Annotated in this window: 12 protein-coding genes; 11 read left to right on the top strand and 1 reads right to left on the bottom strand. The window is 41.9% G+C overall.

The window, feature by feature from the left end; translation table 11 throughout:
- The first annotated feature begins 175 nt into the window (after positions 1-175).
- The 6 genes from ABJH64_RS02085 to ABJH64_RS02110 all read left to right on the top strand — a co-directional run bounded on the left by ABJH64_RS02085 (position 176) and on the right by ABJH64_RS02110 (position 13,671).
- Positions 176-1,510 carry a DUF1080 domain-containing protein gene (locus tag ABJH64_RS02085; protein ID WP_348276700.1) on the top strand — a complete coding sequence of 445 codons (1,335 nt, stop codon included), beginning with the start codon at positions 176-178 and terminating at the stop codon, positions 1,508-1,510.
- 14 nt (positions 1,511-1,524) lie between these two features.
- Positions 1,525-2,871, top strand: coding sequence for a Gfo/Idh/MocA family oxidoreductase (locus tag ABJH64_RS02090; protein WP_348276698.1), 1,347 nt, complete (start codon positions 1,525-1,527; stop codon positions 2,869-2,871).
- Between the two features lie 729 nt (positions 2,872-3,600).
- A complete protein-coding gene (locus ABJH64_RS02095; protein ID WP_348334711.1) occupies positions 3,601-6,615 on the top strand; it encodes a TonB-dependent receptor in 3,015 nt (1,004 codons plus the stop codon).
- Between the two features lie 6 nt (positions 6,616-6,621).
- The gene (locus tag ABJH64_RS02100) at positions 6,622-8,292 is read left to right on the top strand and encodes a RagB/SusD family nutrient uptake outer membrane protein (RefSeq protein WP_348273892.1); all 1,671 of its coding nucleotides are present in this window, start codon (positions 6,622-6,624) and stop codon (positions 8,290-8,292) included.
- Positions 8,293-8,745: 453 nt separating this feature from the next.
- On the top strand, positions 8,746-11,817 hold the full coding sequence (locus ABJH64_RS02105; protein ID WP_348273891.1) for a SusC/RagA family TonB-linked outer membrane protein: 3,072 nt from the start codon (positions 8,746-8,748) through the stop codon (positions 11,815-11,817).
- An 18-nt stretch (positions 11,818-11,835) separates the two neighbouring features.
- On the top strand, positions 11,836-13,671 hold the full coding sequence (locus ABJH64_RS02110) for a RagB/SusD family nutrient uptake outer membrane protein (RefSeq protein WP_348273890.1): 1,836 nt from the start codon (positions 11,836-11,838) through the stop codon (positions 13,669-13,671).
- 209 nt (positions 13,672-13,880) lie between these two features.
- On the opposite strand, the gene ABJH64_RS02115 is transcribed toward ABJH64_RS02110, so the two are convergent.
- Positions 13,881-14,903, bottom strand: a complete 1,023-nt coding sequence (locus ABJH64_RS02115; protein ID WP_348273889.1) for a LacI family DNA-binding transcriptional regulator — start codon at positions 14,901-14,903, stop codon at positions 13,881-13,883.
- Positions 14,904-15,070: 167 nt separating this feature from the next.
- Between ABJH64_RS02115 and uxaC the strand changes: the two genes are divergently transcribed.
- The 5 genes from uxaC (at position 15,071) to ABJH64_RS02140 (ending at position 20,351) form a co-directional block, all read left to right on the top strand.
- Positions 15,071-16,510 (top strand): glucuronate isomerase, encoded by a 1,440-nt coding sequence (uxaC, locus tag ABJH64_RS02120; RefSeq protein WP_348299418.1) that lies wholly within the window; start codon positions 15,071-15,073, stop codon positions 16,508-16,510.
- 2 nt (positions 16,511-16,512) lie between these two features.
- Positions 16,513-17,331 (top strand): SDR family oxidoreductase, encoded by an 819-nt coding sequence (locus tag ABJH64_RS02125; RefSeq protein WP_348275127.1) that lies wholly within the window; start codon positions 16,513-16,515, stop codon positions 17,329-17,331.
- 35 nt (positions 17,332-17,366) lie between these two features.
- Positions 17,367-18,551: a mannonate dehydratase gene (gene uxuA, locus ABJH64_RS02130; RefSeq protein WP_348275128.1), complete on the top strand. Its 1,185-nt coding sequence runs from the start codon at positions 17,367-17,369 to the stop codon at positions 18,549-18,551.
- A gap of 73 nt (positions 18,552-18,624) precedes the next feature.
- Positions 18,625-19,179 (top strand): sugar O-acetyltransferase, encoded by a 555-nt coding sequence (locus ABJH64_RS02135; protein WP_348275129.1) that lies wholly within the window; start codon positions 18,625-18,627, stop codon positions 19,177-19,179.
- A gap of 239 nt (positions 19,180-19,418) precedes the next feature.
- Positions 19,419-20,351, top strand: coding sequence for a UDP-glucuronic acid decarboxylase family protein (locus ABJH64_RS02140; RefSeq protein ID WP_348275130.1), 933 nt, complete (start codon positions 19,419-19,421; stop codon positions 20,349-20,351).
- Positions 20,352-20,474: the final 123 nt, after the last annotated feature.

The following is a 20,474-nucleotide window of genomic DNA, read 5'->3' on the forward strand; positions in this document are numbered from 1 at the left end:
ACTATTAGCCAATGCTAATATCAAGAAGCAGGAAAAACTCGCAAACGATTGCGTAACTTAAAAGAATTCCCTTTGGTGCAATGCCCCTAAATCTTGAATTTTAGAAGGAAAAATATACCTCAATTCTATGAACTATACCCGAAATATCCTCGCGGTCCTGCTTACTTCAATCACCATGGCTAGTTGTTTGGGCCAACAAAAAGCAGCTGATGGCTGGACTGATTTATTCAATGGCAAAGATCTGAAAGGCTGGAAATCAGTAGCTGGAACGGCTACCTTTGAAGTGGTAGATGGTACCATAGTAGGAACTTCAGTAGCAGGATCTCCCAATACTTTTCTGATCACAGAAGAAACTTATGACGATTTCATCCTGGAACTGGATCTAAAAATAGAGCACCTTTCCAGCAATTCCGGCGTGATGGCAAGAGGACAATTTGACCCAGCTGCAAGGGATGGTAAAGGCTTAGTTTTTGGCTACCAAATCGAAGCCGATCCTTCGGACAGAGCTTGGTCTGGCGGTGTCTATGATGAGGCTAGAAGAGGTTGGTTGTATCCCCTTGATCTTAACCCAGCTGCCAAAACAGCTTTCAAAATGGGAGAATTCAACCATTACAGAATCGAAGCCATTGGGAATGAAATCAAAACTTGGGTGAATGGCCAGGAGGTAGCTTACGTAGTGGATGATATGGATAAAAGCGGATTTATAGGCCTGCAAGTCCATGGAATCCGAAATGCAGAAGATGCTGGACGAAAGACTACCTTTAAAAATGTAAGAATACAAACCAAAAACCTTAAACCAAAGGCATTTAATTCGGATATTTTCGTAGTGAACAACAGCCTTAATTCCCTTACTAAATACGAGCAAAATAACGGTTGGAAGCTGCTTTTCAACGGTCAAAATTCTGATGGCTGGAGAAGTGCTAGAAAAGAAACCTTCCCGGAATCCGGCTGGACAATCGATGAGGGAATACTTACCATTGAATCATCTGATGGACGTGAATCTGCGAACGTGGGCGACATTGTGACAACTGAGCAATATTCAGCCTTTGATTTAGCTTTTGAATTCCGATTGACTGAAGGAGCTAATTCCGGAGTGAAGTATTTTGTGACTTTATCGGAAGGAAATGTAGGTTCTGCAATCGGCTTGGAATATCAAGTGTTAGACGATGATAAGCATCCAGATGCCAAAATGGGAAAAGATGGCAACCGTACGATGGCATCACTTTATGACTTAATCAAAGCGGATAAAAACGCAAGATTCATCAAGCCTGTGGGCGAATGGAACAAAGGTCGAATAGTAGTATCTCCCGACAATAAGGTGGCACACTACCTCAATGGCGTGAAAGTAGTAGAGTATGTACGCGGCTCACAGGAGTACCGGGATTTGGTAGCTATCAGTAAATATGCTAAATGGAATAACTTCGGCGAAGCTTCAAAAGGTCATATCCTTCTTCAGGATCATGGAGATGAAGTGAGTTTTAAAAACATCAAAATCAAGACATTGAAGTAAAACACGGGTTCATTATGAAAAACAACAGAAGAGAATTTATCAAAAAATCAGCCGCAGTATCCTTAGGAATATCAGCGATGGGTTCTGCTGCTTTTTCTGCAAAATCCTATGCGAACATCCTAGGAGCTAATGAGCGATTGAATGTAGCTATAGCAGGTTTAGGCAGACGTCTTGGCGCATATTACGAGCCTATAGCAATGAAATCCAGCAATGTAAACCTCCGCTATCTTTGCGATGCAATGGAATCTCAGATGCCAAAAGCTGCTAAGAATTTTGCGAAGCACCTAGACTATACACCTAAGCTGGAGCAGAATATCATGAAAGTGATGGATGATAAAGAGGTGGATACTATAGTCATAGCCACCCCAGATCACTGGCATGCACCGGGGACCTGGCTGGCATTAGAGCGTGGCAAACATGTCTATGTAGAAAAACCCTGCTCTCACAATCCCCATGAAGGAGAATTACTTATTGCTTTGCAAAAGAAGTACGATAAAGTAGTGCAGATGGGAAACCAGCAGCGTTCAGCTCCTGAAAGCCGCGAAATCATCAAGGCTATTCATGATGGCGCGATAGGAAAAGCGTTTATGGCAAAAGCCTTTTACAGCAACAATCGTGGCGCAGTTCCATTGCCGCAGGTAGCCCCTCCTCCTGCTGGATTAGATTGGGATTTGTTCCAAGGTCCAGCTCCTCGTCGTGATTATACCCATGACACCTGGGATTACAACTGGCACTGGTACGGTTGGGATTATGGTACTGCCGAAACTGGAAACAATGCGACGCACGAGTTGGATATCGCTAGATGGGCCCTTCAAGTGGACTACCCCTCTGAAGTACAAGTGACCGCAGACAAAAGACATTTTGCCGACGATGGCTGGACGATGTACGATACCATGGATGCGACGTTCAAGTTTGGAAACGGCTCAGTCATACAGTGGGATGGAAAAAGCAGGAACAGCTACAAAACATACGGAAGTGACAGAGGAACAATTATTTACGGAACTGAAGGATCAGTCTATGTGGACCGAGGTGGATATAAGCAGTTTGATCGAGCTGGGAAGGAAGTGAAAAGCAATCTCTCCGGTGGAAACGAAGCAGGAACTGCCCTAGGTGGTGGCGGAGATATGAGTACGATTCACATTGTCAATTTCTTCAATGCTATCCGAGGGATAGAAAAGCAAAACTCAAACATAGAGGAAGGTGCAGTAAGCACCCTGCTCTGTCACTTAGCCAATATAAGCTACAGAACTGGTGAAACTTTAACCTGCGATCCTAGCAATGGTCATATCAAAGGTTCGAAAGCAGCTTCGGCACTTTGGACTAGAGAATATGAAAAGGGTTGGGAGCCGCCTAAGCTTTAGGAATGCTGCAAACTCTTTGAAACATGCTTAAGATGATCGGTTTTTATTGGTAATGAGCAAAGGAGGTATGGATACTGGCAGGATTGAGAAAAACCAAAATAAAAAACATATCCATTGACAATGGTAGGACACCACTCAATCAGGCTAGCTCCCTTATTTTCCTTGCATGATTGAAAAGAAGTCCGAAAACAAATGACCGAATCAGCTTCAATGCTTGACTTTACTAATACTTAAGTTACTATTATCCATCTACAGATATATTAGAGGTTAACCGCAAAGGATTTGATAAAAACAGGACAGCAATACGCTGTTCTGTTTTTTTTAGTTCAACAATTGATGATAGATCTACCCACCTCTCCCCCGCTCTATTTTTTAGCTAGCTTTTAGCGAAATTTTTTAGTGTGCAAAGAAAGAATCGATTGTTTAGGAAGCCACTTTTTTGGCCCTCAAAATCAATAGGCTTTTAACGTCAGACAATTGAATACAACTTTTCAGAACACCCTATAACCTATTGAAAACCCGACCACTAACTATATTTACCAACTAAACAACAGATGCACCGCTTAGCTGCGCAATCGATTTCGTAGATAGAAAAATATATTGACAAAAAATAATATCTAAAGCCCTACCTTAATACTTGTAATTATGTTCCGAATTACCCCTTAATAGAGGTTCAAAATTTGGAATTTAATTATGTAACCCAATTTCATACTAACAAAACCCAAAATTATGAAATCAAAACTTTACACTTATCTAAGTGTACTATTCTTGCTGCTGCTATCCATATCAACTGGGTATGCGCAAGAGGTACAGGTGCGAGGCACCGTTTATGATGAATCAGGTCAGCCCTTACCTGGAGCTACCATTCTACTAAAGGGTACGACGACAGGTACTACATCTGATTTGGATGGAAAGTACTCTATCGGAGTTTCACCCAATGGAATTCTAGTATTCTCCTTTATCGGATACAACGCGATAGAGAAAGAGGTAGGTAATCAATCCGTGATTGACGTCAACCTTTTACCAAATATCGATGAACTAGACGAAGTAGTCGTTGTAGGTTATGGTACTGCCAAAAAGAGTCAGTTAACTGGAGCAATTTCTTCTGTTGGAAGCAAAGAAATCCAAGAGCTACCGATTACTGATGCCAGACAGGCACTTCAAGGACGTGCAGCAGGTGTGGATGTAACACAGCCAGGCTCCAAGCCAGGTTCTGCTCCTCAAGTTAGAATCAGAGGTAGAAGATCGTTCAACGCATCAAATGAGCCACTTTACGTAGTGGACGGTATTCCACTTGCAGGAGGGATAGATGATATTAATCCACAAGATATCACTTCAATGGAAGTGTTGAAGGATGCATCAGCAACTGCTATTTATGGCTCTAGAGGCTCCAATGGTGTAGTCTTGATAACTACCAAAAGGGGTACTGTCGGTAAAACAATCGTTTCTTTAGATGCCTATTATGGTATTAATAAGGAGTTGGGTAGAATTGATGTTTTCAACGGTCCTGAGTTTGCAGAGTATAAGAGAGAGTCCCGAAGAGCGGGTGGAGAGATTCCAGAAGGCCCCACCACTCCAGAGGCTGATGCTTCTATATTTGAGCCGGTCGAATTAGAAGGTATTGCGCTAGGAAGAACTACAGATTATCCAGCTGGACTTTTAAGAGACGGTTCTATTCAAAGCTATCAGTTAGGTGTAAGTGGAGGATCTGATAAAACAACCTTCTTCGTATCCACCAATTACTTCAGAGACGAAGGTGTTATTATCAACCAAGATTTTACTCGATATACCTTCAGGGCGAATATTGATCACAAGATCAGTAAAAACATCAAATTTGGAACATCGACTCTAGTAACCTACAGTGAAAGAAATGGTGAAAATTTCAACCCACTAGGTGGCGCACTCGCCGAGAACCCTCTTGGTAAGCCGTACGATGAAGATGGAAACCTTATTTTCCTACCTACTCAGGATGGATTGAGGACAAATCCATTTGCCGAGATAGTACCAGGTGCACAAGCAGATTTGACTAAAAATTATCGAGTGTTCAATAGTATTTTTGCGCAGTGGGATATCCTTCCAGGACTGAGCTACAGAATGGTTTTCGGTCCAGATTTCACTATTAGCAGAAACGGAAGATTCACTGGCTCACAAACCAACGCAAGACGAGGTGGTGCTGCTACAGGAAGTGTGGACGATAGGTTCTCTTTCAACTACACTTTGGAAAACATCGTGAATTACACGAAGACCTTCAAGGAAAATCACAATTTGAACATTACTGCACTTCAATCAATACAGCAAGATAGATTTGAACAAAGTACAATTTCAGTATTGGGCATTCCTGCTGAGTCTCAGCTTTACCATAGATTGGGTGATGCTTCTCAGATCACAGGAGCGAATACAAACTTGGTAGAGTGGTCCTTGATGTCCTTTATGGCAAGAGTGAATTACGACTTCAAAAATAAATATTTGGTAACTGCCACCTTGAGAGCGGACGGAAGCTCTAGATTCGGAGCGAACAATAAATTCGCATATTTTCCATCAGTAGCCGTAGGTTGGAATATTCATTCTGAAAACTTCATGCAAGGTTCATCGATAGATCAATTAAAACTAAGAGCGTCTTATGGATCTATTGGTAATCAAGCGATAAATCCATATCAAACTCAAGCCTTATTAGGTAGAACCAGCTATGCTTGGGACAATAGTGCAGCATTTGGTTATGGACCTAGTACTATTGGTAATCCAGACTTGAAATGGGAGACTTCTACTACCTTAAATCTAGGCTTGGATTTTGCAATTTGGAACAGTAGGGTATTTGGCTCTTTAGAATATTACATCACGAATACAAGTGATTTGTTGGCACCTCAACCCTTACCTAACTCAATTGGTTTCGGTGGGTTTACCACAAACATCGGAGAGACTCAGAACAGAGGAATAGAACTTACACTTTCTACCCTGAACATTGAAAAAGGAGACTTTACTTGGTCTTCAGATATCATTTTCACTAAAAATACAGAGGAAATTATTTCTCTTCCTAACGGGGATGATATCTCTGCTGGTAGATTTATTGGTCAGCCTTTGACCATTTTCTACGATCTAAAAAAGATAGGTATCTGGCAGCTAGATGAGTTAGATGAAGCAAAATCCTTCGGAAGTGTACCCGGAGAAATCAAAATTGAAGATTTTAACGGTGACGGGGTAATCAACTCACTTGATAGACAATTCCTTGGTTCTGCCGTAGCTGATTTTGCGATAGGGATGACAAACAGGTTTAATTTCAAAGGCTTTGACTTATCGTTTTTCCTATTTGGTAGATTTGGATCAATGCTGAGATCTCAGTTCCACACGCAAAACAATTCACTTGCAGGAAGATATAACAACTTGGATGTTGACTATTGGACACCTAATAATCCAACGAATTCATATCCAAGACCAAACGTAAACCAGGAGAGCGCGAAGTATGCAAGCTCTATGGAGTACTTTGATGGTACTTTCATTAAAATAAGAAACATCAATTTCGGATACAACTTCGCCCCAGAAGTAGCCAGGAAAATCGGAATGACCAACTTGAGAATTTACACTAGTATTCAGCAGCCATTCATTTTTGCAAACTACCGGTCCGAGCATAAAGGAATAGATCCAGAGGTCTTCATTGACGGTGAGCAAGGTGTTGGTGGTGGAGTAGTCAATTCTAACGTATCCCCTGCAGTAACTTCTTATACATTTGGTATCAATGCTAAATTCTAATCCACTATGAAAAAATTAGCTTTAAATATAAAATACTGGGCAAAGTCAACCGCCCTTATACTCGGCTTATCTGCGGCAGTTTCTTGCGACGGATTTCTGGAAGAAGATGTCGTTGCTCGAATAGGCAATGATTACTTGAATACGCCCAAGGGTATGAATGATGGTATAAACGCAGCCTATAGTTCTATGCGCCTTTGGTATGGTACCGAAAGAGGTAATAACTTTACGATTTTCGGAACAGACATCTTCACAAATGGCGCAGATGGTTCATGGAAATTCATGAACACATACACTAACCAATTTGATTCTCAAAACGGTCACGTTCGTGAATTATGGGACGGATTATATGCAGGTATAAACACCTGTAATGCAGTAATTGACCGATCAGTAAATCTCACAGGAATTTCCCAATCACTCATAGATCAAAGAGTGGCGGAAGCCAAATTCATCCGAGCGCACCATTATTTCCTCTTGGTTCAATTATTCGGTGGCGTAGATCTTCAACTTTCTGAAACAATCGTCCCTACCAAAGTGGTCACGCGATCTTCTGTGGCACAAATTTATGCTGCAATTATTGCAGATTTAGAAGCTGCCATTCCAAAATTAGAAGCGAAAGCTAAATCAACAGATTACGGTAGAGCTACCAAAGCTGCCGCCGAGCATCTTCTAGGAAGAGTATATGTGACTAAAGCCACTTCAGAGGCTGGAGAAGCTTCAGATTATGCAAAAGCGGAACCATTGCTACAAAGTGTAATCAATAATTATGGTTTCAAATTAATACCGGATTTTGGAAATGTCTTTGCGTTTGGAAATGAAATCAATGATGAGGTCATCTGGTCCACTCAATACACTTATGATCCATTAAACACAGGCGGAGGAAACAATTCACACGTGTTTTTCCTGATGGAATATGATGTGCAGCCAGGCATGCAAAGAGATACAGAAAATGGACGACCATTTAAGCGTTACAAATCAACTGACTACACCTTAAACACCATCTTTGCGGATAGAACCAATGATTCCAGGTATAAAAACACCTATGTGGACTTCTTCAAATCTAATAAGCCAGGGACGTATAACACCTCTTTTGATAAATCAAAAGCAACGGTAACCTTTGCAGCAGGTGATACTACCATCTGGCTTCCAGGTTACAATATGCCAGCATCTGAAAGAGCTAAGTATCCTTACCAAGTCCTAACACCTGAGCTTTACACGGAAAGATTGTTTCCTTCTCTCAAAAAGCATTTAGATCCAGGAAGAGCAGATAGAACTCAATTTGCTGGGGGACGAGATTACATCGCAATGAGGCTTGCTGATACCTATTTATTACTTGCTGAGGCTCAGTTTAGACAAGGCAAAATTGATCTGGCGACTGCAAATATCAATAAGGTAAGAAGAAGGGCAGCCTTCCCAGGAAAAGAAGCTGAAATGGAGATCACTCCATCAGAACTTACTTTTGAATTTATCACGGAAGAAAGAGCAAGAGAACTGATCGGAGAGCAGACTAGATGGCTGGATCTGAAAAGATGGGGCATTTTGGTGGAGCGTGTAAAAATGTACAATCCACAAGGAGCACCAAACATCCAAGCCTTTCATAATTTGAGACCAATTCCTCAAAATCAGATAGACCGCGCAGAAGGCGAAGCATCAGGATTCCCTCAAAATCCTGGGTACTAAAAATCGAAATAATTAATTAATTAAAAGCTGTCCTGGAGATTTCAGGGCAGCTTCTTTTTTGTCATTTTCAAAACACTTTCCGTGTATTTATAAGTCAATATTTCACGCCCATTTGCTTATTAGCTACAGCGCATTTTCCAGAGAAGCATAGCCTACCACTTGGCACATCTCATAGGTAGATAGAGCCATTTTTTCGAAGAATCTTCTCCATAGATTATTTCTATTTTTTTTAACCATGATAAAAGAAACAGCCTTTCCGACTGTTTTAAGCAAGAGATAAATAGGAAAACAGGTTAATAATGATAAATCAGAGTCGAAATCGTTTCCGTTAAAACCACCGGATAATATTAGGTCATTTGCTCAAAAGTATGGTAAATTGATTTGTTGGCTATTCGTATTTCAGAATAACTAACGGCTAATTAATAATAATCCATAACAATTAACCCCCTACTTATGCAGAACACTAGTTACAAGAGCCTCTGGTTGTTTGTAATTTTCCTATGCATTAGTGTCACCATGACCTATGCACAGGAAGTACAAATCACAGGTACTGTTTTAGACGAAACAGACATGGGTTTACCGGGAGTAACTGTGCTACTTAAAGGCACCACTACCGGCACCACGACAGATTTGGATGGAAAGTATTCCATCAACGCGCCAAAAGAAGGAGTATTAGTCTTCTCCTTCATCGGGTATGATCCGATCGAAATGCCAATTGGCAACCAAACCGTAATAGATCTGAGAATGAACCCCAACACTTCTGATCTCGAAGAGGTAGTAGTAATCGGATATGGTACGGCGAAAAAGCGAGACATAACTGGTGCGGTTTCTTCAGTGAATCCGAATAAACTGGAAAATGAAAACCCAAATTCTGTACAGGACATTCTAAGAGGAAACGCCGCTGGATTGAACGTAGGCCTCAGTACTTCTGCCAAAGGTGGAGGCTCCCTTCAAATAAGAGGTCAAACCTCTCTCAACGCTGGCAATTCTCCTCTACTAGTATTGGATGGAGCTATCTATTACGGTGAACTCGCTGATATCAACCCTAACGATATTGAAAATCTAGAAGTACTCAAAGATGCAAGCGCAGCCGCAGTATTCGGAGCTAAAGCCGCCAACGGTGTAATCTTGATAACCACCAAGAAAGGAACTATTGGTAAGCCTACAATCAAATTCAATGCAAATGCCGGACTGGCTACTATGGCTACATTCCCTGACGTTTATGGCCCGGATGAGTTCGTGAGTTGGAGAGAGGATGTTTTTAAAAGCATCAATGCAGGTGGATATGACCCATACGAATTCTCAGATCCAAGAACGTTACCAAGTGATATTTCTCTAGAAGAGTGGATGGCCTACGATGGTTCGTCGGGAGATCCTGTCACCGTTTGGCTCCAACGATTGAACATGCAGCCAGTGGAGATAGAGAATTACAAAGCTGGTCGATCTGTGGACTGGAGAGATAAAATTTTCCAGACGGGCTTCAGACAAGATTATACTGTCAGTCTATCAGGAAGAAATGAAAATTTTAATTACTACTGGTCTGTAGGTTACCTCAATAATGAGGGAATCATCATTGGTGATGAATACGAGACGATACGAACTAGAATAAATCTAGAAGGAAAAGTCAACAAGTGGCTTACCGTAGGAATGAACGTGCAATTTGCAACGCAGGATGAGAGCGAAGTTGATGTGTCTTGGGGTCTTTACCGAACGCTATCACCTTGGGGATCAGAATTCAATGAGGACGGATCTTATAAATGGAGACCAAATGATGAACAAAGTGGTGGAACACACCCCTTCTATGACAGAAGCTATATCGATCGAATAGATAGAGACGTCAACATTAACTCTACTGTGTATGCTTCAATCAAGTTACCGTTCGGATTTAATTTCAGAACCAACTTCACGCCTAGATTTGAGTATTATGAATACTTCAACCACCAATCTGCAAGTCATGAGGTTTGGGGTGCACAAGGCGGAATAGCCTCTCGAAGACAGCGAAAAGAATACTATTGGCAAATAGACAATATCTTGACTTGGCAAAAGACCTTCGCCGAAAAGCATGATTTCAATGGTACCTTCCTAGTTAATGCCGAGAAGTTCCAGTCATGGGACAACACCATGACAAACAATGGTTTTGAGCCACATGATCGTCTAGGTTATCATAACATCGGCGGTGGTATCAACCCAATTATTTCAAGCAATGACGAATACAGCACTGGCGATGCCTTGATGGGTCGTTTGATCTATTCTTACGACGGCAAATACTCAACTACTCTTTCAGTGAGAAGAGATGGATATTCAGCTTTTGGACAGAGTAACCCAAGAGCTCTTTTCTATTCAGCAGCTGTAGGATGGGTTTTCTCTGACGAAAACTTCATCAATATAGATTGGTTGGATTTTGGCAAAATGCGCTTCTCATGGGGTAGCAATGGTAATAGAGATATCGGTAGATATGTGGCCCTTTCTGATCTGAGTACTGGTAAATACTTCTATCAGAGACCAAACGGGGAGCTATACCTAGTTAATCAGCTTTATGTAAATAGGATGCAAAATAGCAACCTACAATGGGAAAGAACGGAATCATTCAATCTAGGAATTGATTTCTCAGTGCTTAAAACTCGTCTAACTGGTACCTTGGAGATGTACAAAATGTCCACCAGAGATCTGTTGGTAGAAAGAAGTTTACCTGATTTCCTAGGCTTCAACTTTGTATGGGACAACCTCGGTCAAGTGGATAACAAAGGATTCGAGCTTACCTTAAACTCCACCAACTTTGAGCGAGGCAACTTCGTCTGGAGAACGACCGGTAACTTCCAACTTAACAGAAATGAAATAGTAAGCCTATATGGCGATTTGGACGAAAATGGTGTTGAACTAGATGACCCCAGTAATGGCTGGTTTATCGGTCGCGCCATTGATCAAATTTGGAATTACAAAACGGATGGAATCTGGCAATCCAATGAAGAAGAGGCAGCCGGTGAATACGGCGTAAAACCTGGAGACTTCAAAGTAATAGATGTAGATGGCGATGGCAGATTCACTAATGCTGATAGACAATTCCAAGGTTACACAGAACCACGTTTCCGTTGGAGCTTGAGAAATGAGTTTACATTTTTCAAAAACATCGACCTCTCCTTCATGATATATTCTTATTGGGGACATGAGGGCTCTTTCAATCAAATGAAAAATAGAGATGGCTTCCTTGACAGAACTAGTTCCTACGTGACACCATATTGGACAGAAGAAAATCCAAATAACGAGTGGGCGAGATTAAATTCTAGTGAAGGTAGTGCTGGTGGCTTCAATATATACCGCAAAAAATCTTTTATCCGCCTTGAAAACATCTCAATGGGATACAATTTCCCTAAGCAATTGACAGAGAAAGCTAACATCACAAACCTACGCGTTTACGGAAACATTAGAAATGTAGGGCACTATGCGCCTGAGTGGGACTTCTGGGATCCGGAGAATTCAGGGCCTATCCCGAGATATTTTACACTTGGAATTGATGTCACATTATAAGCCTAAAATTACATTGCTATGAATATTAGAAGTAAAACAAACGCACTAATAATCCTTTTTGCAGGATTTATACTAGCTGTCACTTCGGGATGTAACGAAGACTGGCTAGAACCAAAACCCTTATCTTTCTATTCACCAGAGAACACTTATAATGAAGCTAGTGGCTTGTGGGCTGCCTTAGTGGCCTGTGAACGAAACATGAGACATGAATATACTGGTGATGGATCTCCTATACTTACGGAGCACATCTTTTCTGAAGTAGCTGTAGAGGGAACTACGGATAAATCAGGACCAGCACAGGATATGAATTTGCTAATTACACCAGATGCAAACTTGAACTCTGTCAATACCAACAGAATTGGGTGGTATTGGTATGAAGGATATAAAGGAATCAAGTATGCAAATACAGTAGTGTCACGTATAGATGAGCCACAGGATTATGAAAATGAAGCAGAAAGAAATCATCTCCTTGCTACAGCCTACTTCCATCGATCACTTCGTTATTACAGATTAACTCAGCAATTTGGTGACATCCCACTAATACTTGAAGAAATCGTCGCTCCTAAGCTAGACTTCTATTCCACAGATCGTAAAGTGATCTTACAAAAAATGAAAGAAGACCTAGAATGGGGTGAAGAATGGATACCAGAAGTAATGGATCGGGGAAGAGTACCAAAAGGCGCTCTTCAACACCTACTCATCAAGATCAATCTAGCTCTGGGTGAATTTCAAGATGCACTAAATGTCGCCAATAGATTAATAGATAGCGGACCTTATAAACTAATGACTCAGAGGTTCGGAGTACATGCCAACGACCCTTCCAAAAATGTAGTTTGGGATCTTCATCGACCAGAAAACAAGTCTCCAGTGACCAACACAGAGGCCATACTTCTAGTAATGGATAGATTGGATACAGACGGAAATTCGAGTGGTATTATAAGTATGAGAAACGCAGTACCCTTCTGGGGATCAAATATTAATACACCTACTGGAAACAAAGGAACATCTGATTTAGCAAATTTAGCTATAGATCAAGTGGGTGAATTTGGAAGAGGAATAGGGAGATTGAGAGGAACCTGGTATCATCAAAGTATGATTTGGGACGATGAGAATGACCTTAGACACGCACCTGGCAACTGGATGAATATGTCAGACCTCGTCTATAACAACCCTGGTATTAGAACTACTGATCCATATTATGGAGAAAACCTTGAATTCAGAAATGAAGATGGAGTTGTTTTGGTTGTTGACACCATTAGAAGTTGGTTTTCTTGGCCACATTATAAACTTTACGTGCCGGACCCTCAGCGTCCTCAGCCACAGGGAGGTCCTACAGATTGGTACATTTTCCGATTGGCAGAATCTTATTTGCTGAGAGCTGAAGCAAAATATTGGCTTGACGATTTGGCAGGTGCTGCTCAAGATATCAATGCAGTACGAACCAGAGCCGGTGCAGCTCCTTACACTGCCGCTGATATTAACATAGGTACCATATTAGATGAAAGAGCCCGCGAGCTTTACTATGAAGAGCCTAGAAAAACTGAATTGACAAGAATTGCAAGAATTTTTGCACAGACAGGTAAGACAGCCTACAATGGCAAAAGTTACAACGAATTGGAATTCTCCAGAAACAATTTCTACTATGACAGAATCATGGAAAAGACAGATTTTTACAATAAAGGCGTATTTACTAGACATGGTGACACGTACACGTTGAGTCCATTCCATGTACTTTGGCCTATCCCGCAAAATGCTATTAATTCAAACACCAAAGGTCACCTAAACCAAAATGAAGGGTATTATGGTTTTGAGAATAACATCCCTCCACTTACAACCATAGAAGAAGGTGATTAAATTAAAGTGAATTTCTTAATTGGAAAAAAACCTTGTTAAAGAGAATTTTTCAATCAGAAAGCAAATCACGGAGACCAGCTACACCGCTTGGTCTCCGTTTTTTTTTTAGTAGTAAAATTGCTAAGCAGTACCATATGAATCCTTCCTATTGGAGCAAAAAAAAGCTGCTCTGAGAGTCAAAGCAGCTTGTAATACATACCGAAATATGCCTAGTCCCTCAACGTCGATTCCCGAATAGTAAACTTGGAAGGAATAGTAATCACCTTGTCTATCAGCTCGTAGTGTTTAGGCTTGGTTAGTTTCTTGATTAGCAGTTTAGCGCATTCGTTGCCTATTGACAGGGCAGGCTGAGTGATGGTAGTAAGCGATGGATTCAGCAGCCCAGCGATAGAAGAGTTAGCAAAACTTACCAGTTTCAGATCATAAGGCATGACTAGTTTGCTTTTTTTCACTGCGTGGTAGGTCGCAAAAGCCAACTTTTCGGCAGAAGAAACTATCCCATCCGGTCGATCTGGAGAAGCAAGCAAGCCCTCAATCTTTTTGATGTTATCTTCCTCCTCATGACTGCAGTACAAGGTCAGCTCAGGCTTAACCTCCAACCCCGAGTTTTTTAGTGCTTCAGCATACCCTCGCTGTCTTTCCTGGGTAATTGAAAGATCTTTCCCAAGTGTCAAAAATGCTATTTTTTTACATCCCTGTTTGATCAGGTGATTTGTGCCTTCTAGAGCACTTTCGTAATCATTAGTGATAAACTTAGTAGTGGGAATATCTGCTCTGACCCTATCGAAAAAAACGATAGGAAGCCCTCGATCATGTAGTTTTTGCAAATGTGAAATATCACTGGTCTGGCTCGTCACAGACATTACCACAGCATCTGCCCTGCCATTCAGCAACAAATTCACAATTTTTCTCTCCCGCTCGAGATCTTCATGGGTATTATAAATCAAGAGATGGTAACCATGCTCCTGGGCTATTTCCTCGATCCCGTCCACCACCTGCGCAAAAAAGTTATTGATCCGCTCCGGGATAATTACCGCGATGGTTTTGCTTTTATTTTCCCGCAAACTCCTAGCAAAGGGATTCGCATGATAATTCAGCTTTTCGGCCATGCTAATCACCCTTTTCTTGGTTTCTTCACTTATCTCGTAGCTATCATTTAATGCACGTGATACAGTGGAAGGGGCAAGCTTTAGTTCTGCTGCCAATTCTTTTAAACTTATACCTCCGGCCATTATTATCGGGTTATTGTTACAGGGATGAAAGTACAAATCCTTTCTTAATTAGCCCTATTCAGTGATACTTTTTCGAAATCGATTCCGCATATTATTCCTCAAATGCAGCTGATTCAAGGTATTTTTAAGTGAACAATAAGTTGTAAAAAAACAAGCATACATATCCAATGCCCTATTCAACTACGAAATCCTCCTTTCTATCAGAAGATTTTTTATTGCAAAATGAGTTTGCTAAAATTCTCTACCATCACTACGCTAAGGAGTTACCCATCATAGATTACCATAACCACCTCCCACCCGCAGAAATCAACGCCAACAGAAAGTTTGAAAACATATCCAAAATCTGGCTGGCTGGTGACCACTACAAGTGGAGGGCAATGCGGACTTTTGGTATCAATGAAAAGTTCATCACCGGCAACGCCTCAGATGAAGAGAAATTCACCCAATGGGCCAAAACTCTACCTTATACTATGAGAAACCCCCTATACCACTGGTCTCATCTGGAGCTGAAGAGATATTTTGGAATAGAAGATTTGCTCGCAGAGTCCAATGCTACAGAAATCTACAACCAGTGCTCTTCCCAGCTGAAGCAGGACGCTTTCTCTACTCAGGGGCTTTTGGCGCAGATGAAAGTGAAAGTAGTCTGTACGACCGATGACCCGATAGATTCTCTAGATCAGCATGTGGCCTTTCATAAGCAAGGAACCGACCTCGGCATGTATCCTGCTTTTCGCCCCGACAAATCCTATGGCGTAGAAAACCCGACCTCCTACCTCACCTACCTCGCGAGCTTGGGTGATTCGGTGGGGTTTGACATTACTTCTTATGAGAAATTGTTGGAGGCATTGAGTGCTAGGATAGAATACTTCCATCAGCGTGGATGTAGGCTATCAGATCATGGCTTGGAGCAACTTTATTTTTTCGAAGAAAATGAATTTTCAATCGACAGCATTTTCAAGCAGGTGACCGCTGGCGAAACTCCTACCCAACAAGAAATCAACTACTTCAAATACAACACACTCCTAGCGCTTTGCAAAATGTACCATGCAAAAGGCTGGGTACAGCAGTTCCACCTAGGTGCGCTTCGCAATACCAATGATCGCTCACTTCGAATGCTTGGTCCAGATACAGGCTTTGATTCTATAGGAGATTTTAATCAAGCCAAAGCAATGGCTGGCTTTTTCAACGCGCTCAATTCTGAGGACCAACTTTGCAAAACTGTCATTTACAACCTCAACCCTCGGGACAATGAGGTGTTCGCCACCATGATCGGCAATTACAATGACGGATCCGTGCGAGGTAAAATACAGTTTGGCTCTGGCTGGTGGTATTTGGATCAGAAAGATGGAATGGAAAAGCAAATCAACACACTTTCCAACATGGGACTAATCAGCTGCTTTATAGGCATGCTCACAGATTCCAGAAGCTTCCTTTCCTATCCACGCCACGAATATTTCCGCAGGATTCTTTGCAATCTGTTTGGTCAGGACGTAGCCAATGGTGAACTTCCTTGGGATGAAAAATGGCTCGGCGGGATCATTTCAGATATTTGCTATCACAATGCCAACGATTATTTCGATTTTAGCCCAGAAAACATTCAAGTATAATTATGAGTCATTCACTATTTTCTCTTGAGGGAAAAAAAATAGCTTTTTCAGGAGCCACTGGAGTGCTTGGCACTACCATGAGTCTTTACCTAGCCAATGAAGGTGCAGAAATCTTAATCCTGGGCCGCACTCCCGACAAGGTTGACGCCCTAGTAGCGCAAATATCCGAAGCCGGAGGCAAAGCACAGGGCTACATCTGTGATGTCACTGATGAAAGTAGCGTGCTGCAAGCTTACTCAGGAATAGAGTCGGACCACGGATATATTGACATACTGATCAATGCAGCCGGAGGCAACATGCCGGGCGCAGTGATCACGCCTGATAAAACACTTCAAGATTTGGAGTTGGATGCTTTGCGAAAAGTAATGGATCTGAATTACCTGGGAACAGCTATCCCTTCCAAAATACTCTTTCCCCTGATGCTGAATAAAGGAAGAGGAAATATCATCAATATCAGCTCCATGGCTGCTTCTAGACCTATGACTCGCGTGTTGGGTTATGCTTCTGCCAAAGCCGCTATAGACAATCTGACCAAATTTCTAGCGGTAGAACTTTGCTCCAAACATGGAGAAACCTATCGGGTGAATGCCATTGCTCCGGGTTTTTTCCTGACTGAACAAAATAGAGCTTTACTCACCGAACCTGACGGGAGCCTCACTGGACGTGGAAATCAAATCATTCGTAATACGCCTATGCATCGCTTCGGCAAACCTGAAGATCTCAATGGCGCCCTACATTGGCTATGCGCTGATGCTTCTGCTTTCGTCACTGGAACCATCGTGGCCGTGGATGGCGGATTCGGAGCCTACGCAGGAGTCTAATAATTTCAAATCTCAAATTTCAAATTCATACTATTATGACTTATAAAATGGAACAAACCATGCGCTGGTATGGTCCTAATGACCCAGTTAGCCTGAGAGATATCCTTCAATCCGGAGCGACTGGAATCGTCACAGCACTTCATCATATACCTAATGGTGATACCTGGTCGAGAGAAGAAATAAAAAAACGGAAGGATATGATTGAGGCTGAAGGTTTGACCTGGTCTGTGGTAGAATCCGTCCCCGTTCATGAGGTCATCAAAACCCGCTCTGGCAATTACCTAGAGGTAATCGAGAACTACAAACAAACCCTTCGAAATCTAGCCGCAGAAGGTATTTATACAGTTTGCTACAACTTCATGCCTATTTTAGACTGGACTAGAACAGACCTGGAGTACGAACTCCCAAACGGAGCAAAAGCCTTACTTTACGAGAAAAAAGCCGTTCAGGCATTTGATTTATTTATCCTAGAAAGACCAGAAGCCAAAGATGAATATTCTCCTGAAGAATATGCCGAAGTGAAAGCTTACTATGATGCGCTTAGCCCTGCGAAGCGACAAATGATCTTTGACAACATGCTCAAAGGGCTTCCTGGCTCCGAGATTGGTTATACCTTGGATGAATTTAAAACCATGCTAGCTACGTATGACGGAATAGACGCTAAGAAATTAGCGGAGCATCTGAGGTTATTTCTAGACGCAATCATTCCTGTAGCCGAAGAAAACGAAGTTTCGATGGGAATACATCCCGATGATCCCCCATTCCCACTTTTCGGCTTAGCTAGAATCATGAGCACCGCAGATGACGTACGCAGGATTCTTAGAGATCAGCCGAGCCCTTACAACGGACTTACGTTTTGCACGGGGTCATTTGGTGTGAGAGCGGACAACGATCTTCCTGCCATGGTAAGAGAATTTGGTGATAATATCCACTTCATACATTTGCGCAGCACCAAAAGAGATGAGGCCGGAAATTTCTTCGAAGACAATCACTTAGATGGAAATGTACCCATGGAAGCGGTGATCGATGAACTCATTCAAGTGCAGCAGAAGCGAGGAAAAAGCCTTCCCATGCGACCAGATCATGGTCACCTGATGCTGGATGACTTAAGAAAAAAAACCAACCCAGGCTACTCTGCCATTGGCAGATTAAAGGGTTTGGCGGAAATCAGAGGCGTGGAAGCGGGGTTACTTTACAGTCATAAAAAATCAAATACCTAACAAATGCCACTCTGAAAATTGATTTATTGTTGGTCTGTTCACACTCCTGAGAATCAAATATTAAGCACTTGAAATGACCGAAAAAGAGAAAATGCTTGCTGGTGAACTTTACCAAGCTGGAGACCCGGAATTGGCAAATGAGCGCCTGCAAGTCAGGAAATTAGTAAAGACTTTCAATGACTCTAATCCTGAAGATGTTGAGTCACGAATTTCGCTGATCAGACAAATTCTTGGAAAAGCAGGTAAAAATATCTGGATAGAGCCGCCTTTCTATTGCGACTACGGCTCAAACATTGAAGTTGGAGATGATGTATTTTTCAACTTCAACTGTGTGGTTCTTGACGTGTGCAAGGTCAAACTTGGAGACCGGGTATTTGTAGCGCCCAATGTGCAATTTTATCCAGCCACTCACCCACTAGATCCCAAAGTCAGGGGAGAAATGTGGGAATATGGCAAGCCGATTTCGATTGGGAATGATGTCTGGATAGGCGGCTCGGCGGTGATTTGCCCTGGAGTGACTATAGGAGATCGTACAGTAATAGCAGCTGGAGCTGTAGTGACCAAGGATTTCCCATCAGATGTGGTCATAGGCGGCAATCCTGCGAGAATCATTAAGCAGCTAGTGTAGATAGCTGGATTAAAGCTTATTCTTGACTTTGTCAGGGTAAAGAGCCTATCAGAGTTTCTCTTAAATGGGCTAGGCTAGATAATAAGGAACAGAGACAAACTTTATTCTTCAGTCCTCATACCTGCTATTCTCAGCAAATCTGAAATCAAGCATACATGTGGACAAGCATATTACTTTATTTTGAAAAACAATTGCTTATTTTTGGCCACTAGTGTTTTTGAACCTTTTGTTTTAATTGAATGAAACGAGTTTTAGTAAGTGGTGGCGGCGGATTTCTCGGCAGCCATCTATGTGATCGCCTTTTGAAAGAAGGAAATGAAGTTCTCTGTGTAGATAATTTTTTCACCGGTAACAGAAGAAATATTCACCACCTGCTTGACAACAAGAATTTCGAATTGCTTCGTCACGATGTTACCCATCCACTTTATGTAGAAGTGGATGAAATCTATAACCTAGCTTGCCCTGCTTCTCCGGTACATTATCAGTTTGACCCAGTACAGACTACCAAAACCTCTGTGATTGGTGCGATGAATATGCTCGGACTTGCCAAAAGGCTGAAAATTAAAATCCTACAAGCAAGCACTTCGGAAATCTATGGTGACCCAGAAGTACATCCACAGCCAGAATCTTACAAGGGTAGTGTGAACACGCTTGGACCAAGAGCTTGCTATGATGAGGGAAAAAGATGTGCAGAAACACTCTTTTTTGACTATCATAGACAGCACAAGGTAGCGATTAAGGTCATGCGTATTTTCAATACCTATGGGCCGAGAATGCACCCGAATGATGGGCGAGTTGTGAGTAATTTCATCGTACAGGCTTTGCGTGGAGAAAATATCACCATGTACGGAGATGGTAAGCAAACTCGCTCTTTCTGCTATGTGGATGACAACATCGAGGGCATGTACAGACTGATGAATAGCAGAGATGGTTTTACCGGACCGGTTAATATTGGGAATCCGGGAGAGTTTACCATGTTGGAACTTGCTCAACAAATCATCGAACTCACCAATAGCAAAAGTAAAATGATCTTTATGCCTTTGCCTCAGGACGATCCTATGCAAAGAAGGCCGGTTATAGATCTTGCGAAAAAAGAATTGGATTGGGAACCTAAAGTAAACCTGAGAGAAGGATTGATCAAAACGATCGAGTACTTTGAAACAGTAATTTAAATTCCACCACCAACCTAGAGGCTGTCTCAAAAAAGACTTTACTTATCAGCCTGAGTAGAGTCGAAGGCCGTTTGCAGCAACTACAGCGGCATTTCGATTTCAAAACTCTCGCTACTCAAGTAA

This window comes from Algoriphagus sp., assembly GCF_039969895.1.
In the GTDB taxonomy this organism is placed as follows: Bacteria; Bacteroidota; Bacteroidia; order Cytophagales; family Cyclobacteriaceae; genus Algoriphagus.

Excerpts from the sequence above, each read along its gene's own strand:
- ABJH64_RS02085 (WP_348276700.1), top strand. The coding sequence starts at position 176 with ATGGCTAGTTGTTTGGGCCAACAAAAAGCAGCTGATGGCTGGACTGAT.
- ABJH64_RS02090 (WP_348276698.1), top strand. The coding sequence starts at position 1,525 with ATGAAAAACAACAGAAGAGAATTTATCAAAAAATCAGCCGCAGTATCC.
- ABJH64_RS02095 (WP_348334711.1), top strand. The coding sequence starts at position 3,601 with ATGAAATCAAAACTTTACACTTATCTAAGTGTACTATTCTTGCTGCTG.
- ABJH64_RS02100 (WP_348273892.1), top strand. The coding sequence starts at position 6,622 with ATGAAAAAATTAGCTTTAAATATAAAATACTGGGCAAAGTCAACCGCC.
- ABJH64_RS02105 (WP_348273891.1), top strand. The coding sequence starts at position 8,746 with ATGCAGAACACTAGTTACAAGAGCCTCTGGTTGTTTGTAATTTTCCTA.
- ABJH64_RS02110 (WP_348273890.1), top strand. The coding sequence starts at position 11,836 with ATGAATATTAGAAGTAAAACAAACGCACTAATAATCCTTTTTGCAGGA.
- ABJH64_RS02115 (WP_348273889.1), bottom strand. The coding sequence starts at position 14,903 with ATGGCCGGAGGTATAAGTTTAAAAGAATTGGCAGCAGAACTAAAGCTT.
- uxaC (WP_348299418.1), top strand. The coding sequence starts at position 15,071 with ATGCCCTATTCAACTACGAAATCCTCCTTTCTATCAGAAGATTTTTTA.
- ABJH64_RS02125 (WP_348275127.1), top strand. The coding sequence starts at position 16,513 with ATGAGTCATTCACTATTTTCTCTTGAGGGAAAAAAAATAGCTTTTTCA.
- uxuA (WP_348275128.1), top strand. The coding sequence starts at position 17,367 with ATGACTTATAAAATGGAACAAACCATGCGCTGGTATGGTCCTAATGAC.
- ABJH64_RS02135 (WP_348275129.1), top strand. The coding sequence starts at position 18,625 with ATGACCGAAAAAGAGAAAATGCTTGCTGGTGAACTTTACCAAGCTGGA.
- ABJH64_RS02140 (WP_348275130.1), top strand. The coding sequence starts at position 19,419 with ATGAAACGAGTTTTAGTAAGTGGTGGCGGCGGATTTCTCGGCAGCCAT.